Consider the following 21,731-nt stretch of genomic DNA (forward strand, 5'->3'; position numbering starts at 1 on the left):
ATATCGGGGGGCGGGCGCCGGTCAGGAAGGGGTGGCCGTGCCCAGGCCGGCGAGGATCGCGGCCAGTTCGGCCGGCTCGGAGAACATCGGCCAGTGCCCGGTGTCCATCTCGACCAGCTCCCAGTGTCCGCTCTTCACCAACTCGGCCACGACGGGCGGCGGTTCCTCGTCGTCGAGGACGCACTTGACGTACGTCGCCGGGAGCTCGCCCAAGGGACGGGTGAGGACGGCGGGTTCGGTGAGCGTCGCCCCGGGGTGCGGGCACGAGCGGTCGACGATCCGGGCGATCTGCTCGTCCGTGAGCCCCTGGCCGGCGAAGTGTTCCGCGGGTGCCGGCGGCCAGAAACCGTCGTGTGCCGCCATGGCCTCGCGGATGTGGTCGCTCGGCCAGCCCGACAGGAACGACTCCCCGTCCACGGGCACCTCCGAGTCCACGAACACCACCCGCGCGAGCCGGTCGCCGATCCGCTCGGCCGCCTGCCCCACGGGCACGCCCGCGTAGCTGTGCCCGACGAGCACCACTTCGCGCAGGTCCAGGCGCTCGACCTCGTCGACGACGTCCCGCACATGGGTCTGCTGCCCCGCCGGGACGTGCCGCTTCTCCGCGAGACCCGACAGCGTCAGCGGACGGGGCCGGTGCCCGGCGGCGCGCAGCCCGGCCGCCACCTCGTCCCACGCCGACGCCCCGAGCCGCGCTCCCGCCACGAGTACGAAATCAGTCATGCCCGCAACGTAGCCGACGGCGCGGGCGACGCCCCCGGCCCGGTGACCGGCGGCACCGGCACCTCGACGGTGCGGGCCAGCCGCGCCCCCTCGGGCCCGTACACGGCCCGCGGTTCGGGGAAGGCCCGCAGCAGCGTCAGGAACAGCACCGCGGCCACCACCAGCGACAGCGGCAGGCTGATGTCGACGCCGTTCGCCAGATCGCCCAGCGGGCCGACGAACTGCCCCGGGATGTTGGTGAACAGCACGCCGAGCACCGCGGACACCCACCACGCGGTCATGCCCCGCCAGTTCCAGCCGTGTGCGAACCAGTAACGGCCGCCGCGCTGACGGCGGTTGAAGACCTGGAGGGCGTCCGGGTCGTACCAGCCGCGCCGGGTCCAGAAGCCCAGCATCATCACCACCATCCACGGTGTGGTGCAGGTGATGATCATCGTGGCGAAGGTGGAGATGGACTGCACGAGGTCGAGCCCGAACCGTCCGACGAAGATGAACACGGTCGACAACACGCCCACCAGCAGCGTCGCCCGCACCCGTGACAGACGCGGGAACACCGAGGAGAAGTCGAGGCCGGTGCCGTACAGGGCCGTCGTGCCCGTCGACATGCCGCCGATGAGGGCCAGCAGGCAGACCGGCAGGAAGTACCAGCCGGGGGAGATCGCGAGCAGCCCGCCGACGAAGTCCGGGGCGGCGGGATCGACGTAGTCGGGTGCCTTCGCCGCGATGATGCTCGCGGTGGCCAGGCCGAAGACGAACGGCACCAGGGTGGCGACCTGGGAGAGGAACGCGGCGCCCATCACCCGGCGGCGCGGCGTGCTCGCCGGGATGTAGCGCGACCAGTCGCCGAGGAACGCGCCGAACGACACCGGGTTCGACAGCACGATCAGGGCCGCGCCGATGAACGACGGCCAGAACAGGTCCTTGGTCGCCGCGTCGGCCGTGTCCGTGAAGACGCCCGCGTACGACGCGTCGAAGTCGCCCGCGAAGGCGATCGCGCCGAGCAGGAAGAGCACGGTCGCCGAGGCCACCGCGACCTTGTTGACGAACAGCATGAAGCGGAAGCCGTACACGCACACCGCGAGGACCAGACCCGCGAACAGCGCGTAGGCGACGGCGTACGTCAGATCGCCGCGGCTCAGGCCGAACAGCCGGTGCGCGCCGCCGACCAGGGCGTCGCCGGAGCTCCACACCGAGATGGAGAAGAACGCGATCGCCGTCAGCAGGGAGAGGAACGAGCCGACCACCCGGCCGTGCACACCGAGGTGGGCGGAGGAGGAGACGGCGTTGTTGGTGCCGTTGACCGGGCCGAACACCGCCATCGGGGACAGGATCAGCGCACCGGCGAGCACGCCGAGCACGGTGGCGGCCAGGCCCTGCCAGAAGGAGAGCCCGAAGAGGATCGGGAAGGCGCCGAGAACGCACGTGGAGAAGGTGTTGGCGCCGCCGAAGGCCAGGCGGAACAGGTCGAGCGGGCTCGCGGTGCGGTCGGCGTCGGGGATGCGCTCCACGCCGTGGGTCTCGACCTCGGTGAGGGACTGCTCGGCGGAGTCGGACTGCGGGGACAAGGGGGCTCCAGCGGGAAGAACGGCGGTGGAGCGCGGGGTGACGCGTCGGGGGAGGACGGCCCGTGTCCGCCACGGGGTGTGCGGCGCACGCGGATGCCGTCCTGCGGGGGTGTGCCGACGCTACGGCCCGCTCAAGTGTCCCGACCAGTGGACGTTTCATCCATCTTCCGGGTCCCCGGTGGAGGAATCGGCCACCTCCCCGGTGTCCGGCCCCCGCTCCCGCACCCGCTGGACGTGCTCCAGGGACTCCCGCAGCTCGGTGAGCCAGTCGTCGGTGTGCCGCTGGACCAGCCGGACGCACCAGGCGAGCGCGTCACTGCGGCTGCGGGCGACCCCGCCGGCGATCAGGGTGTCGAGGACCTGCCGCTCGGGCTGGCGCAGCCGGGTCATCACGGGCGCGGCCACGTGGGTGAACAGCGCGCGCTCGCCGGCGCACTCCACACCCCAGGACACCTTGCGGCGGAACCTGTGCTCGGCCTCGCGGGCGACGGCGACACGGTCCTCGCGGGTGCGCTCCCGGAACTCCTGGATGCGGCCCTGCACGGCCGCCTCCCGCTCGGCGGCCGAGACGTCCTCTGGGGTGCGGGGGCCGGGGATGCGTCCGATGACCGTGATCTCCTCGCGGTCGACGACCAGCTCGACCAGGGACTCGAAGAGGCCGTCGGGCAGCCGGCCGGTGAACCAGCCGCGCACTGTCTCTCGTTGTTCGTCGGTAATCATGTAATGACGATTACTCCGCCGTTCCATGAACGCAAGGGGTTGCGACGGTGTGCGCCGAGGGCTGAAGCGGAATGTTTCAGGCCTATTGCCGAGGCGGGGTAATCCGGCCATCCGGCCGGATCGGGCGATCAAGAACCGCCCTGTTGCGGGGCTCGACTGTTCGGATGATGTGACTTCACGCCACTGATTCAACACGCAAGGTTACTGAAAGCTGTGGGGTCGATGTGAAGTTGTGGCCAGGACTCGGCAGACTCGCGCTCGCCGCTCCGGCACCGACCGAGTCGGACGGCACACCCTCGAATCCAGCGGAAGGATGCACACAATGCGGAACACCGCGCGCTGGGCAGCGACCCTCGGCCTCACGGCCACCGCCGTCTGCGGCCCCCTGAGCGGGGCCGCCCTCGCCGAACCCGCCGCCGTCCCGTCGGGTCTCTACGCTCCGTCGGCCCTCGTGCTCACCCTCGGCCACGGCGAGAGCGCCGCCACCGCCACCCCGGAACGTGCCGTGACCCTCACCTGTGCCCCGACCCCCTCGGGCACCCACCCGGCGGCGAGCCCGGCCTGCGCCGAACTGCGCTCCGCCGGAGGGGACTTCGACGCGCTCGGGGCCGGTTCCGACGCCGTGTGCACCAGGGAGTACGCACCCGTGGTGGTCACCGTCGACGGTGTCTGGCGGGGCAAGCGCGTCTCCTACGAACGGACCTTCTCCAACGAGTGCGTGAAGAACTCCTACGGGACCGTCTTCGCGTTCTGATGGACCGGGGTCGCGTGGTGTCCGTGACCTGCCCGGGGGGCCCGCAGTTGGGGAGTGCCGCCCCTCTCACGGAACCGTGCGATCCCGCACCGAGGTCCGGCGGACGGAGTGGGGCCGTCCGCCGGGCCCTCGGGTCACCGCCTGTCCGGGGACTCCGGAAACGCGGATGTGCCCGGGAGTTCGAGGAGCGGGGTGAAGCGGCCCCACAGACCGGACGCGCGCAGGAGCCGGTGCAGACGCGGTCCGTCGGCGACCACGCGCAGCCGTCCGTCGCGTCGTCGGGCCCGGGACTCGGCGCGGCAGAGCACCCGCAGGCCCGAGCAGTCGAAGAACTCGACGCGCCGCAGGTCGACCAGGACGTCCGGCCGGCCGGACGCGGTCGCCGCGTCCAGGTGCTCCGCGAGGAAGCCCGCCGTCGCGAGGTCGATCTCGCCGACGGCCTCCACCACCGTGAAGCCGTCGCTCCTGCGGGTGCGGGCATACGGGTTCGCCGCGGGCGTTACGGGAACGCGGTCGTCGGACTCCGGTGTCATGGCCGCTCCACCAGGGCGAGGGAGCATTCGGTCCCGGTAGTTACCCCGCGGCGGTCCGGGCCATCCACGCACGGGGGCCCGCACCATCCGGTTCACTCGACTCGGTAAATTTGTACTGATTGCGTTGACTTTCCGCCTATGAACGGGTCCGTTCCCGGTGGCTGGTGTCGCACCACGGGTAGCGACGACTGCGCCGACAGGTGCACAGGGCCACCCGGAAGCGGTCGGAGGCGGCCGTGGAGCCGTCCTCCAGTTCCACTTCCACGGGGCCCTCCACGAGCAGGGGGCCACGGCGCTGGACCCGGATGCGGCACGGCTGGTCGGGGTCAGAGGGGGAGTTCGGCACGGACGACCACCAGCTCTTCCTTCTCGTCGGCCGCGGACAGCAGACCGCGCTGCCGCAGCCAGTCCTCACGCGTACGCAGCACCGGTCCGAACGCGATGCGGTGACGACGGGTCACGGCGGCCTTGAGGCCGGCCGCACGCAGATGACCCACCGTCCGTCCGGAGTCGCTCAGTTCGGAGTGCACGATCAGCAGAACCCCGCCGGGGCGCAGCAGGCCGGGCGCCTCCCGGCAGACCTGGTCCAGCACGTACCGGCCGTCGTGGCCCGCGTCCCAGGCCCGGGCCCTTCCGCGGGGCGGCCGGCCGCCCGTCGGCGCCGGCACGTACGGCGGATTGGTCAGGATGAGGTCGAACGACTCGTCCCGCACGGGATGGAAGAGGTTGCCGCGCCTGACCCGGACCGACGCGCCGGTCAGCCAGGCGTTCGCCCGGACCGTGCACACCGCCCGCCACGACACGTCGACCGCGGTCACCCGGCTGCCCCGGCGCGCCGCCTGAAGGGCGAGGGCACCGGTCCCGGTGCCCACGTCGAGGACCTCCGCGCCGGGCGGCAGCGGTTCTTCGGACAGGGCTCCGGCCAGCAGTTCGGTGTCCTCCTGCGGCTTGTACACGCCCGGAAGGACCAGTGGGGGATTCAGTGATCTCACGTCGCCCAAGTACCCCGACATTCAGGAAGTATGGTGAATTTCGGAAGCCAGGGGCGTGCGCAGGGACGAACGTCCGTCCGCCCAGTCCCGCAGCAGGCGGTCCGCGAGCCGGTCCTCGACGTGTCCGGTGACGTCGATGCCGAAGGCCACGTCGGCGGCGAGGTGCGGTTCCTCGGCCAGCAGGCCGCCGATGACCTCGTGGCGCACGACCTGCTCGTGGACGGCGTCGGCCTCGACGTGCTCGTCGTAGAAGTGCTCGGCGGCCGGTCCCGCGCCGGTGCGGCGCATCGCCTCGGCGAGCCGCCGGGAGCCGGGGGAGGAGGTGATCTCGACCGCCGCGAAATGGCCCACGAGAGCTCCGCGCAGGCTGCGGTGCAGGCCCAGCAGGGACATGAGGTTCACGGTGGCGAGCATCTCCGCGCAGGCCGCGTCCAGGTAGTGACCGTACGTCGTGTCCAGGCGCAGGTCCGTCATGAGGTTCGCGAAGAGCAGGGCGTGCACGCGGTCGGGTCGACCGCCGCCGAACTCGTCGAACTCCACCGCCGCCATGCCGGCCTTGGCCCGGCCCCACAGCCGCGGCAGCACCCACGCGTGCGGGTCGGCCTCCTTCAGGTGGTAGAGCGAGCGCTGGGCCGCGTACTCGCGCACGTGCCACAGTTCGCCCTCCTTGCTCAGGAAGTGGCTGACCCCGGTGCCGTCGACCGGCTCCACGAGGAGGTCGGCGACTGCGTCCTCGACGCTGTCGTGGACCGGGGTGTCCCGGCGCAGGGCGGACAGGAAGCGCTGTTCCAGCGCCGCCCTGGTGCGCAGCAGGTCCGGGTCCCACTCGTGGTCGCCGGAGACGCCCGCGAAGCCGCGGTAGTGCAGTTCGTAACAGAGGTAGAGGGCCAGCTGGAGGTCGTCGCCGTACGCGTCGGCCGCGTCGACGGTCTCCTGGCGCGGCAGCGGTCCGGCGCCGAGCAGGTACTCCTGGACTGCGGCGGAGAGCGGGCCCCGGGCCGGGGGTAGCTGTGGTTCTCGAGGGTCCTGAGGCATGGGCCCCGGGTACCCGGGCGGCGGCGGATCACCCCCGCCCGCCCGGGCCGGTGCGGGTCACTCGCCTGCGGATTCCTCCTGGGCGCGCTGGTTGGGGGTGGTCGCGTCCCCGGCCTCACCCCGGTGCGCGCGCTCCTCGTCGTTGTCCCGGACGCGCTTCTCGGCGTCCTCGAACTCGTGCAGGGCCCCCTCCAGGGCGGTGTCGGGCTTCTGCTTCTTCTCCGGCACGGTTGTCTCCTCGTTCGCTCGGTCAGGTGGTGGCGGCCGCGATGCGCAGGGGCACCGGCTCGGCGGGCACGGTGTCCTCCTCGTTGCGGCGGGCGATCTCGGCCCACCAGGAGGCACCGTCCTCGATGTGCCGCAGCAGGACTCCTTCGCGGATCGCCCAGGGGCAGATGGTGACGGTCCTGACCCCGGTCAGTTTCATGGCCGTGTGCCCCACCACGGCCCCGGCCAAGCTCTGCGCGGCGCGCGGAGCGGAGATGCCGGGCAGTTCGGCCCGCCGTGCGGCCGGGAGGGCGGCCAGGCACCCGATGGCCTCCCGCAGGTCGGCCCGGTGCATCCGGCGTTCCACGAACGGTCCGCGCCGCCCGGGCGGGGTGCCGCACAGCCGTCCCAACTGCTCGAAGGTGCGTGAGGTGGCGACCGCGGTGCGCGGGCCCTCCCAGCGGATCCGCGACGCCACGTCCCGCAGCTGGTGGCGCACCTTGCGGCGAAGGGCCCGCACCGCCTCCGGGGACGGCGGGTCCTGGCCCTCGAAGAACTCATGGGTCAGCCGGCCCGCGCCCAGCGGCAGCGAGGCCACGTAGTCCGGCAACCGGCCCCTGCCGAAGGCCACTTCGAGCGAACCGCCGCCGATGTCGAACAGCGCGAGCGGTCCCGCCCGCCAGCCCATCCAGCGTCGCGCCCCGAGAAAGGTGAGCTCCGCCTCCACCTCGCCCGGCAGGGTGTACAGCCCGATGCCGGTCCGGGTGCGGACGGTGCGCAGTACCTCCTGGCGGTTCGGGGCGGAGCGCACGACCGCGGTCGCGAAGGCCAGCGGTCCGGCCGCGCCCCACCGGGCGGCGGTCCGGCTCGCCCCTTCCACCGCTTCCACCAGCCGTTCCACGGCCTCCTCGGGGATCGGGTCGCCCGGTCGCACGTGCTCCGCGAGTCTCAGCCGCCACTTCGCGGTGTGCACCGGCAACGGCACCCCGCCCTCCGCGTCCGCCACCACCAGACGGACCGTGTTCGACCCCACATCAACCACGCTTATTCGCATGGCCATGTGGGTACCCACACAGGTCCCCTTCCAACGTCGGCCGTTCCGGCAGGGCGTCGCTCTCAGCCACCGCCCGGACACGCGCGGACAACACTCCCGTGCGTGACAAGCCGTCAGGGGGGCGGCCCGAGGACGGCGAGAAGGGCCGCCGTCTTCCTGCTGACGGCGGCCCCAGGGCCCGGCGGCTCTCGCGGCGGCTACATGTGGACGACCGGTGCAGCGTCCGCGTCCTGCTCCGGCACCCCGCGCCGGAAGAGCGCGAAGGCGATCAGCGCGCCGACGGCGAAGAGGCCCGCCGACCACCAGAAGGCGGTGGTGTAGCTCTCGATCGTCGCCTGCGCCTGGACCAGCCGGTTCGTCGCGTCCTTGCCGGCCAGGTAGTCGGTGGCGGCGCTCGCGGCCAGCGTGTTCAGCAGCGCCGTACCGATGGAACCGCCCACCTGCTGCATGGCGTTGACGGTGGCGGAGGCGACTCCCGCGTCCTCGGCCGCGACCCCGCCGGTGGCGAGCTGCATGGCGGGCGGCATGACCAGTCCGAGGCCGAAGCCGGTCACGATCAACTGCGGCAGGACGGCGGACAGGTAGCTGGAGCCGACGCCGATCCCGGTCAGCCAGGCCATGCCGGCGGCGGCGACCGCGAAGCCCACCGGGATGACCGTCTTCGGTCCGATGCGCGGGACCAGCGTCGTGGTGCTGACCTGGGCCGCGACCATCAGCGCGGCGACCATCGGGAGGAAGGCCGCACCGGTCCTCGTCGGGCTGAAGCCGAGGTTGAGCTGGAGGTAGTAGGTGAGGAAGAGGAAAACCCCGAACATGCCGCCGCCGGAGATCAGCACGGCGAGGAAGGAGGCCGCCCGGTTGCGGTCCAGCAGGATGCGCAGCGGCAGCAGCGGGTGCGCGGCACGGGTCTGCCACCAGGCGAAGGCGGTCAGCAGCAGTCCGCCCACGAGCAGGAAGCCCCAGGTCTCGGGGGAGCCCCAGTCGTGCGTCTCGGCGTTGGAGAAGCCGTAGACCAGGGAGAAGAGGCCGGCGGCGACCAGCAGGGTGCCGGGGACGTCGAGCTTGGAGTTGGCGGCGTCGCGGTGGTTGTGCAGCAGCAGCCAGCCGCCCGCGAAGGCGGCGACGGCGATGACGACGTTGACGTACAGGGTCCAGCGCCAGTCGAGCGCGTCGGTCAGGACGCCGCCGAGCAGCAGGCCGACCGCGCCACCGGCGCCGGCTATCGCGCCGTACACGCTGAACGCCCTGGCCCGCTCGCGGGCGTCGGTGAACGTCGTGTTCAGCAGGGAGAGCGCGGCCGGCGCGAGGAGCGCGCCGAAGGCGCCCTGGAGGGCACGGGCGGTGACCAGCATCTCGAAGTTGGTGGCGGCACCGCCGAGCGCGGAGACGGCCGCGAAGCCGACGACACCGACGAGGAAGGCCGTCTTGCGGCCGAAGAGGTCGGCGATCCGGCCGCCGAGCAGGAGGAGGGAGGCGAACGCCAGCGCGTAGGCCGTGACGATCCACTGCCGGTTGCCGTCGGAGAAGCCGAGGTCGGCCTGGGCCGAGGGGAGGGCGATGTTCACGATGGTGGCGTCGAGCACCACCATGAGCTGGGCGAGCGCGATGACGGCGAGGATCCACCACCGCTTGGCCGAGGCGTCGGCCGGTGCCTCGACGGCACCCTCCTGCCCGTTCTCGGTCAGGGTCTTGTGGGACATGGGGACAACTCCGGGGAAAGTCGGCTGAGCCCTACCGCCTCAGGAACGAAACGGTTTCGTACTCGACGAGAGTAGAGCATGCGGAGCGAAACGGCAACGTTTCGCTAGGGGCTCCGGATGTGTGCATTCCTTGACCGGCATATAACTGCTGAGGCATATTGGAACCATGTCCGACGCCTCGTTCTGGACCGCCCTCGCCGATCCCCACCGGCGGACCATCGTCGCGCTCCTCCTCGAGCGGGCCCGGCCCGTCGGGGAGATCGTGGAGGCGTGCGGACTGAGCCAGCCGAGCACGTCGAAGCACCTGAAAGTGCTCAGGGAAGCGGGCCTGGTCCGGGTGCGGCAGGACGCGCAACGGCGTGTCTACGCCCTGGACCCGGGACCGATCGCCGAGCTGGACGCCTGGCTGGCCCCCTACCGAAAACTCTGGAACACGAGCCTCGACGCCCTCGGCGACCGCCTGGACGAGACGGCGCCGGACACCCCCGAGGAACCCGTCCCGAAGGACTGATCCACCATGGCCGCAGACCTCACCGGCACCTATCTGACCCTGGACGACGGGCGCCCCGCCGTCCGCTTCAGCCGCACCTACGACCACCCGGTCGCCCGCGTCTGGCAGTTCGTGACCGACGCCGACGAACTCGCCCACTGGTTCCCGTCCCGCGCAGAGATCGAGCTGCGCCCCGGCGGCACCGTCAAGTTCAGCGGCGACCCGCACATGGAGGACTCCACGGGCCGGGTCGTCGCCGTCGACGAACCCCGGCACCTGTCCTTCGAGTGGGGCGGCGACGAACTGCGTTTCGACCTGGAGGCCCTGGACGAGAAGCGGACCCGCTTCACCCTCACCAACGTCCTGGGCGCCGCCGACACCGCCGCCCGCAACGGCGCCGGGTGGGAGGTGTGCCTCGCCGCTCTCGACGCCCGCGCCCGCGGCGAGAACGGCGACCGGCCGCGGTGGGAGGAGCTCTACCGGGCCTACATCGACGCGGGGCTGCCCGCGGGGGCGCCGGTCCCGGGCACGGACTGAGCCGTCACGCCATCTGGCGTCGCACCAGCTCGTGCAGCCGGCCGCCGGTGTCCGCGAGGAGCTGCGCGGGCGGGCCCTGCTGGGCGACCTTGCCGTTCTCCATCACGATCACGCGGTCGGCGTCCAAAACCGTGGACAGCCGGTGGGCGATGACGACACGGGTGGCGTTGAGGGCCTTGGTGGACTCGATGACCGTGCGCTGGGTGTCGTTGTCGAGGGCGCTGGTCGCCTCGTCGAAGAACAGGATGCGCGGCCGGCGGATCAACGCCTGGGCGATCATGAGCCGTTGGCGCTGGCCGCCGGAGATCGCCCCGCTGCCCGAGACGATGGTGTGCAGGCCCATCGGCATCCGCTGGATGTCCTCCGCGAGCCCCGCCATCGCGGCCGCCGCCATCGCCTCCTCCGGCGTGTAGGGCTCGGTGCCGCAGATGACGTCCAGGATGGAGCCGGTGAACGGCTGGGCGTGCTGGAGGACGACACCGCACTGCCGGCGCACCGCCGACTGGTCGAGGGCGGCCAGGTCCTGGCCGTCGTACAGGACGCTCCCGGAGACCGGGCGGTCGAAGCCGATCAGCAGCCTGAGCAGGGTGGACTTGCCGCAGCCGCTCGGGCCGACGATCGCCACGAACTCGCCCGGCCGGATCTCGAAGGACACGTCGTCCAGGACCAGGGGGCCGTCGTCGGAGTAGCGGAAGGAGAGCCTGCGGGCCTCCAGCGCCCCGGTGAGCGGCCCCGGCCGGGTGCTCGCGGTGCGCACCTCCGGCTGCGCCTCCAGGACCGGCTTGATCTCCTCGAACAGGGGCAGCGCGGCCACCGCGGAGACGAACGCGCCGGTGAGCTGGGTGACCGACGTCAGGAGCATCGTCACCGAGGTGTTGAAGGTGAGGAACTCCGCCGCCGACATCGAGCCCCGCGCCGGGCCCGCGAGCAGCATGAACATCAGCAGGGTGCACAGCGGGAGGTAGACCGAGCCCATCACCGAGGTGAGGTTCTTGATCCGGCCCACCTTCTGCTGGAGCTCACGGCTGCGGGCGAACTCCGAGGCCCACGCCGCGTACGCGTAGTTCTCCGCGGCCGCCACCCGCAGCTTGGGCAGACCGCGCAGGGTCTGGAAGGCCTGGTTGTTCAGCTTGTTGCCGAGCACCACGAGCCGTCGCTGCCAGCGCACCTGCCACAGCCCGAGCCCGAGGAATCCGGCTGCGATGACGACGAGCATGCCGATCGCCGCCATCGCCATCGGAACGCTGTACCAGAACAGCAGGCCCAGGTTCATCGCACCGACGGTCACGGACTGGGCGACCGTCGGACCGATGCCCGCCATCATCCGGCGGATCGAGGAGATCCCCATGGCCTGGCTGGCCAGTTCGCCGGTCGAGCGCTCGGTGAAGAACTTCGTGGGCAGCCTCAGCAGGCGGTCCCAGACGGCCGGTTGGAGGGTCGCCTCGATGCGGCCCTCCAGGCGGAGCATGGTGAGGTTCTGGAGCAGCATGAAGGCCGCCGTCACCACACCGCTGACCATCACGGCCAGACACACCTGCACGATCAGGCCGGTCTGCGCCCTCGGCACGAACTCGCCGAGCACCTTGCCGGTCGCGATGGGGACCAGCGCCCCGATCGCCACCGTCACCAGACCGCTGAGCAGCAGGTTCGTCACATCGCTTGCGGTGCCGCGCATGCTGAACCGCACCAGCCCGAGCGGACTGAGCTTCCGGTCGGGCAGGGGGCGGTAGAACATCACCGCGCGCGGCTCGAACTCCTCCGCGTTGTCCTTCTCGATCGGCGTCTCGCGTCCGGTCGCCGGATGCACGGCCACGTAGCCGCCGCGCCGCCACAGCAGCGCGACCGGCGCTCCCGACAGGGCCCGGTGACCCACCAGCGGCCCCACGTTGTCCCGCCACCAGCGGCCGTCGAGGCGCACCGACCTGATGCGGACGCGGGAGGCGAGCGCGATCCGCTCGACCGGGTCGAGACGGTCGCTCTCGGTGCCGCTGTGCGCGTTCTCGGCGAGCCGGATCCCGGCCGCGTCGGCGACCAGCCTGCACGCCGCGTAACTCGCGTCGGCGTCGGCGGCCGTCGCCCGCTGCTTCGACTTGCCGATCGACGCGAGCAGGGTCCGGTCCGCCTGGACGCGCACCGCCTCCCCGGCCTTGATACCGGCGGCCGTACGGGTCTCGTGGGTGCGCTCCACCTGCTCGATCCAGCGGTCCAGCGTGGTGAGCAGCCGGTACTGCTGGTCGACCATGGACTGCCAGACCGCCGGGTCCATCAGCAGGTCGGCGGCGGCCTCGGCGCCGTAGAGCGAGCCGTACTGCACACTGCCCGGCGGGACCTGCATCCAGAAGACGTCGTCGTCGGTCGGGGCGGCGGCCCGCTCGTCGGCCATCGGTGCCTGGAAGAGGATGGACAGGCTCCGTCCCACGCCGAGCGCGAGGGCGTACTCCAGCGGGCTCGTCGTCGGCGGCACGTACTGGGGGTTGCCGTACTCGTCGTACGACCACGTCTGGGTGGGCGCCGGCTCGTACAGCTCGCGCAGGCCGATGCGGTGGACGACGCAGTCCCGCAACGGCCGTGCCACCAACGTGTGGTGCGGGCCGGGCACCGGACCGAGCAGCAGCGCGCCCGGCTCCAGACGGCCCAGGTGGTGCCAGTGGCCCTGCAGTTCGGCGTCCACCGCGAACAGGTCCACCGCCCCGGACACGACCAGCCACAGCACCTGCGGCCCTTCAAGGTCGATGCGGCTGAATCCGGCGCAGTCGACACGCGTGCCCATCTGCCCGAGGGCGCCCAGAACGACGTCTCCTTCGTGTGCGGTAGTCATCTCACCGTTCCTTGACCAGGGCCGCGTACGCGCCGCCGCGCGCCACCAGCTCCTCGTGCCGCCCGCGCTCCACGATCGTGCCGTGCTGGAGTACGACGATCTCGTCGCTGTCGCGCACGGTGCTGAGCCGGTGCGCGATCACCACACAGGCGCAGCCCCGCCTGCGCAGGTTGTCCATGACGACCTGCTCGGTCTCCGCGTCCAGCGCGCTGGTCACCTCGTCCAGGACCAGGATGCTGGGCCGGCGTACCAACGCCCGGGCGATCTCCAGGCGTTGGCGCTGGCCGCCGGAGAAGTTGCGGCCGTCCTGCTCGACCCTGCTGTGGATGCCGCCGGGCCGGCGCATCACCACGTCGTACAGGGCCGCGTCCCGCAGTGCCTCCACCACGGCGTCGTCCGGGATGGACGGGTCCCACAGCGCCACGTTGTCGCGGACCGACCCCTCGAAGAGGAAGACGTCCTGGTCGACGAAGGACACCGAGGAGGCGAGCGCGCCGCGCGGGATGTCGTCGAGGCGCCGGCCGTCGATGCGGATCACGCCCTCCCACGGCGTGTACAGGCCCGAGATCAGCCGGGACACGGTCGACTTGCCGCTGCCGGAGCCGCCCACCAGCGCCACCTGCCGGCCCGGCCCGACGGTCAGGTCGAAGCCGGTGAGCAGCGGCTTGTCGAGCGGGTTGTAGCCGAAGGTGATGTTCTGGAGCTCGACGTGCCCGTGCAGGCGGCGCGTCGAGTCGCCCGCTCCGGGGCGGCCGTAGAGCGGGTCGGCCTTGAAGTTCTCCACGTCCTTCAGGCGGGCCACGTCGGCCGCGAAGTCCTGGATGCGCCCCGCCACGCCGTTGAGGCGGGTGATCGGCGCGGTGAAGCGGGTGACCAGGGCCTGGAAGGCGACCAGCAGACCGACCGAGATGCCGCCCTCGACGGCCCGCATGCCGCCGATCCACAGGATGAGCGCGCTGTTGAAGGTGGCCAGCATCGGCGCGACGACCCCGAGCCAGGCGCTCGGTATGCCGAGCTTCTGCTGCTCCTCCAGCGTGGTGGCGTGCTGTCCGGCCCATTTGCGGAAGTAGCCGTCCTCGCCGCCGGTCGCCTTCATCGTCTCGATCAACTGGAGACCCGTGTAGGCGGTGTTGGTGAGCCGGGCGCTGTCCGCGCGCAGCTTCGCGGTGCGGGTGGCGCGCAGCCGGATCACGACCCGCATGGCAACCACGTTCAGCAGGGCCACACCGATGCCGACATAGGTGAGCTGGGGGTCGTAGGTGTAGAGGAGGATCGCGTACAGGACGACGACCACCGCGTCGACGCCCGCCGCCGCGAGGTCGCGGGCCAGGGTCTCGGCCACCTGGTCGTTGGACTGGAGGCGCTGGACCAGGTCGGCCGGGCTGCGCTGCGAGAAGAACGTCACCGGCAGGCGCAGCAGGTGGCGCAGGAACCGGGCACTGGACAGGGTCGAGGAGATGATCCGGCCGTGCAGCAGGTTCGCCTGCTGGAGCCAGGTCAGGGCCAGGGTGAGCGCGACACAGGCCCCCATCGACGCGAACAGCACGCCCAGCAGCGAGGTCTGGCCGCCGATCAGGAACATGTCGATGTAGGTGCGGGAGAGCGCGGGGGTGGCCGCGCCGACCAGCACCAGCAGCAGGCTCGCGAGGACCGCCGCCGGCATGGTGCCCGCGGTGCCGCGCAGCCGGGCCGGCATCGCGCCCAGCACTCCGGGCTTGCGGCCGCCCTTGGTGAAGCCCTCGCCGGGTTCCATCACCAGCACGACACCGGTGAAGCTGCCGTCGAAGTCCTCCATGGGGACGAAACGGCGGCCCTTGCCCGGGTCGTTGATGTAGACCCCGCGGCGGCCGAAGCGGCGGCCCATGCCGTCGTAGACGACGTAGTGGTTGAACTCCCAGAACAGCACGGCCGGGGTCTTCACCTCGGCGAGGGCGGCCGTGTCCATCTGCATGCCCTTGGCGGTCAGACCGTAACTGCGGGCCGCCTTGAGGAGGTTGCTGGCGCGCGAGCCGTCGCGGGAGACACCGCAGGCGATGCGCAGCTCCTCCAGCGGGACGTGCTTGCCGTAGTGGCCGAGGACCATGGCGAGGGAGGCGGCGCCGCACTCCACGGCCTCCATCTGGAGGACGGTCGGGGTACGGACCGTCTTCGCCTTCCCCATGGGGACCGGGCGCTTGGGCGGGGCGGAGCGGCGTCTGCTCCGGGTCTCCTGTGCGGTGCTCACGGCAGCAGCCAATCGACGGGGCGCTGATCGGCCAGCCGGATCGAACCCGAGGCCACGGTCATGGAGGTGAGGGCGAACGGCGGGCCGTCCGCGGACGACCACCGGTAACCGCTCTTGGTGCTGGTGGACCTGTCCAGCTTCACGAGGACGGCGACCGGACGCCCGTCCTTGGTGAACTGCTCGCCGAGCTGGCTGTCCCCGAGGAACGCGGCGATCTGCTGCGCCGACTGGGCCGAGCGGTCCACCGACTTCACATGGCCGCGCAGCACGCCGTACTCCTGGGTGGGCACCGAGGACACGGTCAGCTCCACGGCCGCGTGCTCCGGTATCGAGGCCGCGTTCTCCGCGGGCACGTACACCGTGGCGTACAGCGGATCGGAGGCGTGCGCGACCTTCTCCACGGCGGCGACGTTCGCACCGGTCGAGATGATCTGCCCGATGGTGGCCGCGAGCGCGGTGACCCGGCCCGCGGCGACCGTGCGGACGACGGTGTCGCCCCGGGCCGTACGGACCTTCAGCACGGGGGAGCCGGCGGGCAGCCGCCGCCCCTCCTCGGCGATCACCTGGGTGACCTGGCCCGCGACCGGGCTCTGGAGGACGTAACTGCCCTGACCATGGGTGAGGATGGCGGGCGCGCTCACCGTGGAGGCCACCGAACCGGTCACCGCCCACACGGACGCGGCGGCCATCACGACCACCGTCACGGACATCACCAGCCAGCCCTGCGGGCGGGCGAAGCGCACCGGAAGGTCGAGCTCCTCCGGTGACTGGAGCTTGGCGAGGGCCTGTTGACGGAACTGCACGGGTCTTCCCTCACCTGCGAGAGCGTGCGACTGCTACGCATGCTGCCAATGACAAAGGACCGACTCGCCCCGAGCCGGCCGGATTACGGCACCCAAGAGTCCCGGAACCGCCGGTTTGCGGCTCCGGGACGGGTCGACCACAAGTAAGTGATCAGATCACGAAGAATGTGATCAGAGACCGGCGACCAGGCCGGTGACCGGGGCGGTGTTGAGGCCGGTGACACCCTCGACCGTGCCGACGACCGTGTTGACCAGGCCGGAAACCGGGGCGACGCCGTCCACCAGGTCGGTGACGGTGCCGAGGGCGTTGAGCTGGAGGCCGCCGGAGACGTTGTCGAGGTCCGCGTCCGAGATCTCGACGGTCTCAACCTGGGGGGTGGAGTTCATGATGGAACTTCCCTTCGTATGGGGATTTCACAAGGGGGGAGCGGCCCCCTCTGGGGACAGATGACGGCCGCAGTCGCAAGGCGCCGGATCCCGTTCCCGGGAGCCCCGGCGGCCTTGCGGTGCGATGGATCAAAGCACGCCGCCGCTCCGCCCTTCCAATTAACCAGCCGTCCCACCAGGGCACTTGAGTCACAGAAGGCTTCATCCGTGCAGGCTTGCGCACGCCTTGGTGCCGACTTCTTCACACCAGATGTCGCGGCGGCCCGGCAGGACTCTTGCCGTCGCCGTGGCGAATCCGACACACCTCGCCAATGGCGTGCGCGCCCGTCCGCGCTTGTGCAGAACTCCCGCTCCCGGTGACCTGGTTGCGCATTCGATGTGCAGATTCGCGGGAGGGGGGATTCGGGGCGGCGTTCACAACAGACCGTTGCCGACCGATCGCTGAGCGTGTCAGCCCAGAAGTGCGTAGACCGTGCTCGCCCGGGCCGCGAGCTCACCCGTCGCGGAATCGGTCATGGTGATGTCGGCGAATGCCATGCGGCGGCCCAGCTTGGTGACCACCGCCCTGATCAGGACATCGGAACCGGTCACCGCCCGCTGGAAGGCCGTGGACTGCTGCACCGTCGTCATCGGTCCGTAGGCACCCCGGGCCGCCGAGACGGCGATCACGGTCGCGGTGTCGGCGGCCGCCATCAGGGCCTGGCCCGACAGCGCGCCACCCTCCCGGGCCAACCGCTGCGACCAGGGCAGACGCAGGACGGCATGGTCGTCGCCGAGGGACTCGACGCTCAGCGCGAGGTCCAGGACCCAAGGGGCGAAGTTGTCGGCGAGGATCTTGTCGGCTTCGGCGCGCGTCATCGTCATATGGGGGATTGTTCCCGCCCGCCGGCCGCCCGGCACGGGCCGTGGCCGAATCGGCGTGGCAACGGGCGCGTAAAGAAACGGCATTGAACGCCCCGCGCACACCGTGCGTACCCATGGCCATCCAGGCGCCCCGAACCACCGACTGCCGTACGGCGGTCACAAGACTCCGGTCCCCCCAGGAGGTCGAGAAGTTTGAGTCACAAGCGAATTCCGAAGCGCAAGGCCGCGTTCGCGGCAGGCACCGTGGTGGCGCTCGGAGCGGCCGCGATTCTGCTGCCCAACGCCAACGCGTCCCAGGACGGCTCGTCGAACGACGCGGCGGCCATCGCGCCGAAGACTCTGAAGGCCACGGACGCCTCGGACCTCGCCTCGCAGCTCGAGGGGTTGCTGGGCGACGCCTTCGCCGGGTCCTACTACGACTCCGACAGCCGGCAGCTCGTCGTGAACGTCATATCCGGCGAGAACAACAACGTCGTCGTGCAGGCGAAGAAGGCCGGTGCGCAGGTCCGCGAGGTCGAGAACAGCCTCACCGAACTGGCGGCCGGCGCGAAGACCCTGAAGGAGGAGGCGACCATCCCGGGCACCGCCTGGGCGGTCGACCCGCGCACCAACAAGATCCTCGTGACCGCCGACAGCACGGTCACCGGCGCCAAGTGGAACACCCTCGAGTCGACCGTGAAGAGCCTCGGCTCCGACATGGCCACCGTGAAGAGGTCGGCCGGCACCTTCAAGACCTTCGTCTCCGGCGGTGACGCCATCTTCGCCGGTGGCGCCCGCTGTTCGCTCGGCTTCAACGTCACCGCGGGCGACGGCAGCCCCGCCTTCCTGACCGCCGGTCACTGCGGGGTCGCGGCCGAGCAGTGGTCGGACAGCCAGGACGGCCAGCCGATCGCCACCGTCGACCAGGCCACCTTCCCCGGCGACGGCGACTTCGCCCTGGTCAAGTACGACGACCCGGCGACCGAGGCGCCCAGCGAGGTCAACGTCGGCGGCGGCCAGACCGTCGCCATCAACCAGGCGGCGGACGCCGAGGTCGGCCTCCAGGTCTTCCGGATGGGCTCCACCACGGGTCTCGCCGACGGCCAGGTCCTCGGACTCGACGCCACCGTGAACTACCCCGAGGGCACCGTCACCGGGCTCATCCAGACCAACGTCTGCGCCGAGCCCGGCGACAGCGGCGGCTCGCTGTTCACCCAGGACGGTGCGGCGATCGGTCTGACCTCCGGCGGCAGCGGTGACTGCACGGCCGGCGGCGAGACCTTCTTCCAGCCGGTCACCACCGCCCTCCAGGCGGTCGGCGCCACGCTCGGCGCCGGTGACGCGGCCGGCGGCGCGGGCGACCAGGCGGGTGGCGAGGAGGCGGGCGCCAGTGGTGACGCCGGAGCCGGTGCGGGCGAGGAGGCCGGAGCCGGCGGCGACGCCACGGCGAGCCCCGGTGACGAGGCCGGCGCGGGTCAGGAAGTCGGCGGTGAGGAGGCCGGCGGTGACGTGATCGGCGGCGAGGAGGCCGGCAACGGCCAGGACACCGGCGACGGCGCCGGGGACGCGGCGGGCGACGCAGCGGACCAGTCGCACAACTGACCTGACCGGTCAGGCACCACTCCTCGAACCGGCCGCGTCGGCAGCGGTCCCCCCACACCCGCCGCTGCCGACGCAGGCCCTTCGGTCACCTCCCGGCCACAGCGCGGTTCCGGCCCGGGAGGTCCGACGGTCCGGCCCTCCGGCGGGAGGGCCGGACCGTCGTGCTCCCCGGCGGGTGGGGCGGGACGGTCCCGCGCCTCAGCCGTCCGCCCGCAGCAGGAGCAGCGCCACGTCGTCGACCCGCTCCCGCGCGGCCGCGCTGCGCCGGACGAGTTCGTCGGCCAGTTCGCCGAGCGGCCGGTCACCGGCCTCGGCGAGCTGTCGCCCCAGCTCGGCCAGCGCGTCCTCGATGTCCACGCCCGGGGACTCGATCAGACCGTCCGTGTACAGCGCGAGGACGGAACCGGGCGCGAGAGCCACCTCCGTGGTCGGATAGTTCGCCGAGCCGTCGATGCCCAGCAGCGGGCCCCCGGCCAGGTCCAGCACCCGCACCCGGCCGTCCGGCCGCCGCAGCAGGGGTGGCGGGTGCCCCGCCCGGGCCATGACCGCCCGCCCGCGCCGCGGATCGAGACGCAGGTACAGGCAGCTCGCGAACAGGTCGGCGCCGAGGTCGATCAGCAGCCGGTTGGTCGAGCGCATGACCTCCTCCGGCGTCTGGCCGACGGTCGTGTACGCCCGCACCGCTGTGCGGAGCTGCCCCATCAGCCCGGCCGCCGTCACGTTGTGGCCCTGCACGTCCCCGATCACGGCGGCCGCCAGCCCGTCCACCGGCACCAGGTCGTAGAAGTCACCGCCGATGTCCATGCCCTGGGTGGCCGGCAGATAGCGGGCCGCCGCGTCGATGCCGGGCAGGGCGGGCAGGGTGTGGGGGAGGAGCGCCGCCTGGAGGCCGTGCGCCAACTGGTGCTTGGCGTCGTACAGGACGGCCCGCTCCAGGGCCTGCGCGATCAGACCGCCCAGACTCGTCAGCACCGCCCGCTCGTCCGCGGGGAACGGGTGCCGTTCGGCGTAGGCCAGCACGCAGGTGCCGACCGGGCGGCCGGAGGCGATCAGCGGCAGATAGGCCCAGGCCGCGAATCCGTCGGGGGTGGCGTGGCGCAGCGGATAGAGGCGTTCCAACTGGTCCCGGGACTCGAAGAACGCGGGCACCCCGGTGGTGAGGGCATGGGTGCCCGGCGTGGATTCGGTCAGCGGCAGCCCGTCGAACCGCTCCACGACCCGCGCGTCCGGATACCCGCGGTGTCCGAGCACGTGCAGCCGTCCGGCCCGCGAGCCGAGCACGACCAGGGCCTGGCTCCCCGCTGCCGGGGCGATCTCGTCGGCCACGAGCTGCACCACGTCCTGCACGCCCACCGCCTCGGTCAGGGCCCCGGCCAGGCTCAGTACCTGCGAGATCGTGACCAGCCGGGGCGGGGAGTCCCCGGGCCGCGGCCCGGCCCGGCTCATCTCCGCCACCGCCCGGGCCCGGCTCACCCGGACGCTCAGCCCGGTGGTGCTGGGGTACAGCCGGAACGACAGCCAGTCCCCGGGCGGCCGCAGCGCCACGAAGGACGTGCTGTGCTGGCTGAGCAGCGCGGCCCGGTAGCGGTCCTCGTAGACCGGGTCGTTGAGCCAGGGCACCGCCGCCCACAGCTGCGAGCCCAGCAACTGGGAGACCGGGACGCCGATCAGCTCGGCCGCCGCCGCGTTGGCGAAGGAGATCCGTCCGTGCAGGTCGAGCGAGCACAGTCCGTACGGCAGCCTCGCCACCATCCGGGCCGCCTCCACCGTGCCCAGCGTCCCGGCCGGGCTGCCCACGTGGGCGGAGGCCAGCAGGTCCGGTTCGGTGTGCGGGGCGAGGCTGTCCTCCACCGTCCGCTCCAGCCGCACCGCGAGCCGCCCGCAGGCCGCGGTCAGATGGTCCCTCTCCCGGTCGGACAGGTCCGGGGGGTGCGAACCGGGCCAGGTCACGAAGACCGCGCCGTACACCTTGGACGCGGTCGCCACCGGCACCGCGGCCAGGGCGAAGGGATACGGCAGCACCACGGCGATCCGCGGATAGCGGCTCGCCATCTCCTGCTCGCCGCCCACCCACACCAGCCGCCGCTCCCGCGCCGCCTCCGCCACCGGGATAGGCGCGCTCAGGCCCACCCGCTCCCAGGGCGCCGCGAACGCCCGCGGCAGACCCGCCATGACCGCCATCTCCAGCACGGGTTCGTCGGCGGCCATGAGGTACACCGCGCCGGAGTGGGCGTGTACCTCGTCCATCATCGACGCCAGTGCGAGCGAGAGCAGCGGCCGTCCCACCCGCGTCCGGGCGCTCGCCGGCGCCGGGGACATATGCCCGTCGGACACGCCGACCACCTCCTCGCACGGGCGCGGGCCGGAAAGAGCGCGGGCCGCTGTCGCGCGCCGGGCTCCCAGGGATCAAATCTGCCCCCTCACGGCGCGTCCCGCACGGCGAGCGTCGCCCGGTGCGGGCACACGGGTGCCCGCACGACGGTGAGGGCGGCCGCGTACCCCCTCGGCCCCGGACCATGCCCCCACAGTCGAAGCGCGGCACGGCACACGGGCGCCGCTCGTGCGCCCCCGCGCACCCTGATGGCCAATTCTTCGCGCCCGAGGGCGGTCCGGGACCCGAACAATGGGGCACGCGTTCATGCCACGGGACCGAGTACGGCGAATCGAGGGGGACGAGTAGTGATCCGGGTGCTTCTGGTGCACGACGCGTGTCTGGTGAGATCGGCCCTGGCGGAGTGGCTCCG

20 protein-coding genes are annotated in these 21,731 nt (G+C 71.9%); 4 read left to right on the plus strand and 16 right to left on the minus strand.

What is annotated here, in order from left to right; genetic code table 11:
* Window positions 1–21: 21 nt before the first annotated feature.
* From ACIQJT_RS03420 to ACIQJT_RS03430, 3 genes are all read right to left on the minus strand, one after another.
* Complete coding sequence (locus tag ACIQJT_RS03420) at window positions 22–723, minus strand: alpha/beta hydrolase (protein ID WP_365459205.1); 702 nt, start codon at window positions 721–723, stop codon at window positions 22–24.
* Window positions 720–2,288: a cytosine permease gene (locus ACIQJT_RS03425; RefSeq protein WP_365459202.1), complete on the minus strand. Its 1,569-nt coding sequence runs from the start codon at window positions 2,286–2,288 to the stop codon at window positions 720–722. Before ACIQJT_RS03425 ends, ACIQJT_RS03420 begins: the two co-directional genes overlap by 4 nt.
* A gap of 156 nt (window positions 2,289–2,444) precedes the next feature.
* Entirely contained in the window at window positions 2,445–3,008 is a 564-nt protein-coding gene (locus tag ACIQJT_RS03430) for a hypothetical protein (protein ID WP_402639463.1), read from the minus strand.
* A gap of 322 nt (window positions 3,009–3,330) precedes the next feature.
* On the opposite strand from ACIQJT_RS03430, the gene ACIQJT_RS03435 reads away from it, so the two are divergent.
* Window positions 3,331–3,762: a protease inhibitor gene (locus ACIQJT_RS03435; protein WP_402639465.1), complete on the plus strand. Its 432-nt coding sequence runs from the start codon at window positions 3,331–3,333 to the stop codon at window positions 3,760–3,762.
* A 134-nt stretch (window positions 3,763–3,896) separates the two neighbouring features.
* Here ACIQJT_RS03435 and ACIQJT_RS03440 read toward each other — a convergent pair whose 3' ends face one another.
* The 7 genes from ACIQJT_RS03440 to ACIQJT_RS03470 form a co-directional block, all read right to left on the minus strand.
* A complete protein-coding gene (locus tag ACIQJT_RS03440; RefSeq protein WP_402639467.1) occupies window positions 3,897–4,295 on the minus strand; it encodes an STAS domain-containing protein in 399 nt (132 codons plus the stop codon).
* A gap of 136 nt (window positions 4,296–4,431) precedes the next feature.
* Window positions 4,432–4,641, minus strand: coding sequence for a CDGSH iron-sulfur domain-containing protein (locus ACIQJT_RS03445; RefSeq protein WP_402639469.1), 210 nt, complete (start codon window positions 4,639–4,641; stop codon window positions 4,432–4,434).
* Window positions 4,622–5,308 (minus strand): HemK2/MTQ2 family protein methyltransferase, encoded by a 687-nt coding sequence (locus tag ACIQJT_RS03450; protein ID WP_365459187.1) that lies wholly within the window; start codon window positions 5,306–5,308, stop codon window positions 4,622–4,624. The genes ACIQJT_RS03445 and ACIQJT_RS03450 overlap by 20 nt, the downstream gene beginning before the upstream one ends.
* Window positions 5,309–6,322, minus strand: coding sequence for an iron-containing redox enzyme family protein (locus ACIQJT_RS03455; protein WP_402639471.1), 1,014 nt, complete (start codon window positions 6,320–6,322; stop codon window positions 5,309–5,311).
* A gap of 57 nt (window positions 6,323–6,379) precedes the next feature.
* Entirely contained in the window at window positions 6,380–6,550 is a 171-nt protein-coding gene (locus ACIQJT_RS03460) for a hypothetical protein (RefSeq protein ID WP_402639473.1), read from the minus strand.
* Window positions 6,551–6,572: 22 nt separating this feature from the next.
* Window positions 6,573–7,583 carry a Ppx/GppA family phosphatase gene (locus ACIQJT_RS03465; protein WP_365459178.1) on the minus strand — a complete coding sequence of 337 codons (1,011 nt, stop codon included), beginning with the start codon at window positions 7,581–7,583 and terminating at the stop codon, window positions 6,573–6,575.
* Between the two features lie 197 nt (window positions 7,584–7,780).
* Window positions 7,781–9,283: an MFS transporter gene (locus ACIQJT_RS03470; RefSeq protein ID WP_365459175.1), complete on the minus strand. Its 1,503-nt coding sequence runs from the start codon at window positions 9,281–9,283 to the stop codon at window positions 7,781–7,783.
* A 166-nt stretch (window positions 9,284–9,449) separates the two neighbouring features.
* Between ACIQJT_RS03470 and ACIQJT_RS03475 the strand changes: the two genes are divergently transcribed.
* Entirely contained in the window at window positions 9,450–9,794 is a 345-nt protein-coding gene (locus ACIQJT_RS03475; RefSeq protein ID WP_365459172.1) for a metalloregulator ArsR/SmtB family transcription factor, read from the plus strand.
* A gap of 6 nt (window positions 9,795–9,800) precedes the next feature.
* The gene (locus ACIQJT_RS03480) at window positions 9,801–10,310 is read left to right on the plus strand and encodes an SRPBCC family protein (RefSeq protein WP_365459169.1); all 510 of its coding nucleotides are present in this window, start codon (window positions 9,801–9,803) and stop codon (window positions 10,308–10,310) included.
* A 4-nt stretch (window positions 10,311–10,314) separates the two neighbouring features.
* Here ACIQJT_RS03480 and ACIQJT_RS03485 read toward each other — a convergent pair whose 3' ends face one another.
* From ACIQJT_RS03485 to ACIQJT_RS03505, 5 genes are all read right to left on the minus strand, one after another.
* The gene (locus ACIQJT_RS03485) at window positions 10,315–13,128 is read right to left on the minus strand and encodes an NHLP bacteriocin export ABC transporter permease/ATPase subunit (RefSeq protein ID WP_402639476.1); all 2,814 of its coding nucleotides are present in this window, start codon (window positions 13,126–13,128) and stop codon (window positions 10,315–10,317) included.
* Window position 13,129: 1 nt separating this feature from the next.
* Window positions 13,130–15,352: an NHLP family bacteriocin export ABC transporter peptidase/permease/ATPase subunit gene (locus ACIQJT_RS03490; protein WP_365459163.1), complete on the minus strand. Its 2,223-nt coding sequence runs from the start codon at window positions 15,350–15,352 to the stop codon at window positions 13,130–13,132.
* Window positions 15,349–16,155 (minus strand): HlyD family efflux transporter periplasmic adaptor subunit, encoded by an 807-nt coding sequence (locus tag ACIQJT_RS03495; RefSeq protein ID WP_402639479.1) that lies wholly within the window; start codon window positions 16,153–16,155, stop codon window positions 15,349–15,351. Before ACIQJT_RS03495 ends, ACIQJT_RS03490 begins: the two co-directional genes overlap by 4 nt.
* A gap of 171 nt (window positions 16,156–16,326) precedes the next feature.
* Window positions 16,327–16,542 carry a type A2 lantipeptide gene (locus tag ACIQJT_RS03500; protein ID WP_365459157.1) on the minus strand — a complete coding sequence of 72 codons (216 nt, stop codon included), beginning with the start codon at window positions 16,540–16,542 and terminating at the stop codon, window positions 16,327–16,329.
* A 450-nt stretch (window positions 16,543–16,992) separates the two neighbouring features.
* Complete coding sequence (locus ACIQJT_RS03505; protein WP_365459154.1) at window positions 16,993–17,406, minus strand: PaaI family thioesterase; 414 nt, start codon at window positions 17,404–17,406, stop codon at window positions 16,993–16,995.
* Window positions 17,407–17,598: 192 nt separating this feature from the next.
* On the opposite strand from ACIQJT_RS03505, the gene ACIQJT_RS03510 reads away from it, so the two are divergent.
* Window positions 17,599–18,987: a S1 family peptidase gene (locus tag ACIQJT_RS03510; RefSeq protein ID WP_402639482.1), complete on the plus strand. Its 1,389-nt coding sequence runs from the start codon at window positions 17,599–17,601 to the stop codon at window positions 18,985–18,987.
* A 198-nt stretch (window positions 18,988–19,185) separates the two neighbouring features.
* On the opposite strand, the gene ACIQJT_RS03515 is transcribed toward ACIQJT_RS03510, so the two are convergent.
* On the minus strand, window positions 19,186–21,330 hold the full coding sequence (locus ACIQJT_RS03515) for a SpoIIE family protein phosphatase (RefSeq protein ID WP_402639484.1): 2,145 nt from the start codon (window positions 21,328–21,330) through the stop codon (window positions 19,186–19,188).
* Window positions 21,331–21,731 lie beyond the last annotated feature (401 nt).

This window comes from Streptomyces sp. NPDC091972 (assembly GCF_044756385.1).
Classification (GTDB): Bacteria; Actinomycetota; Actinomycetes; order Streptomycetales; family Streptomycetaceae; genus Streptomyces.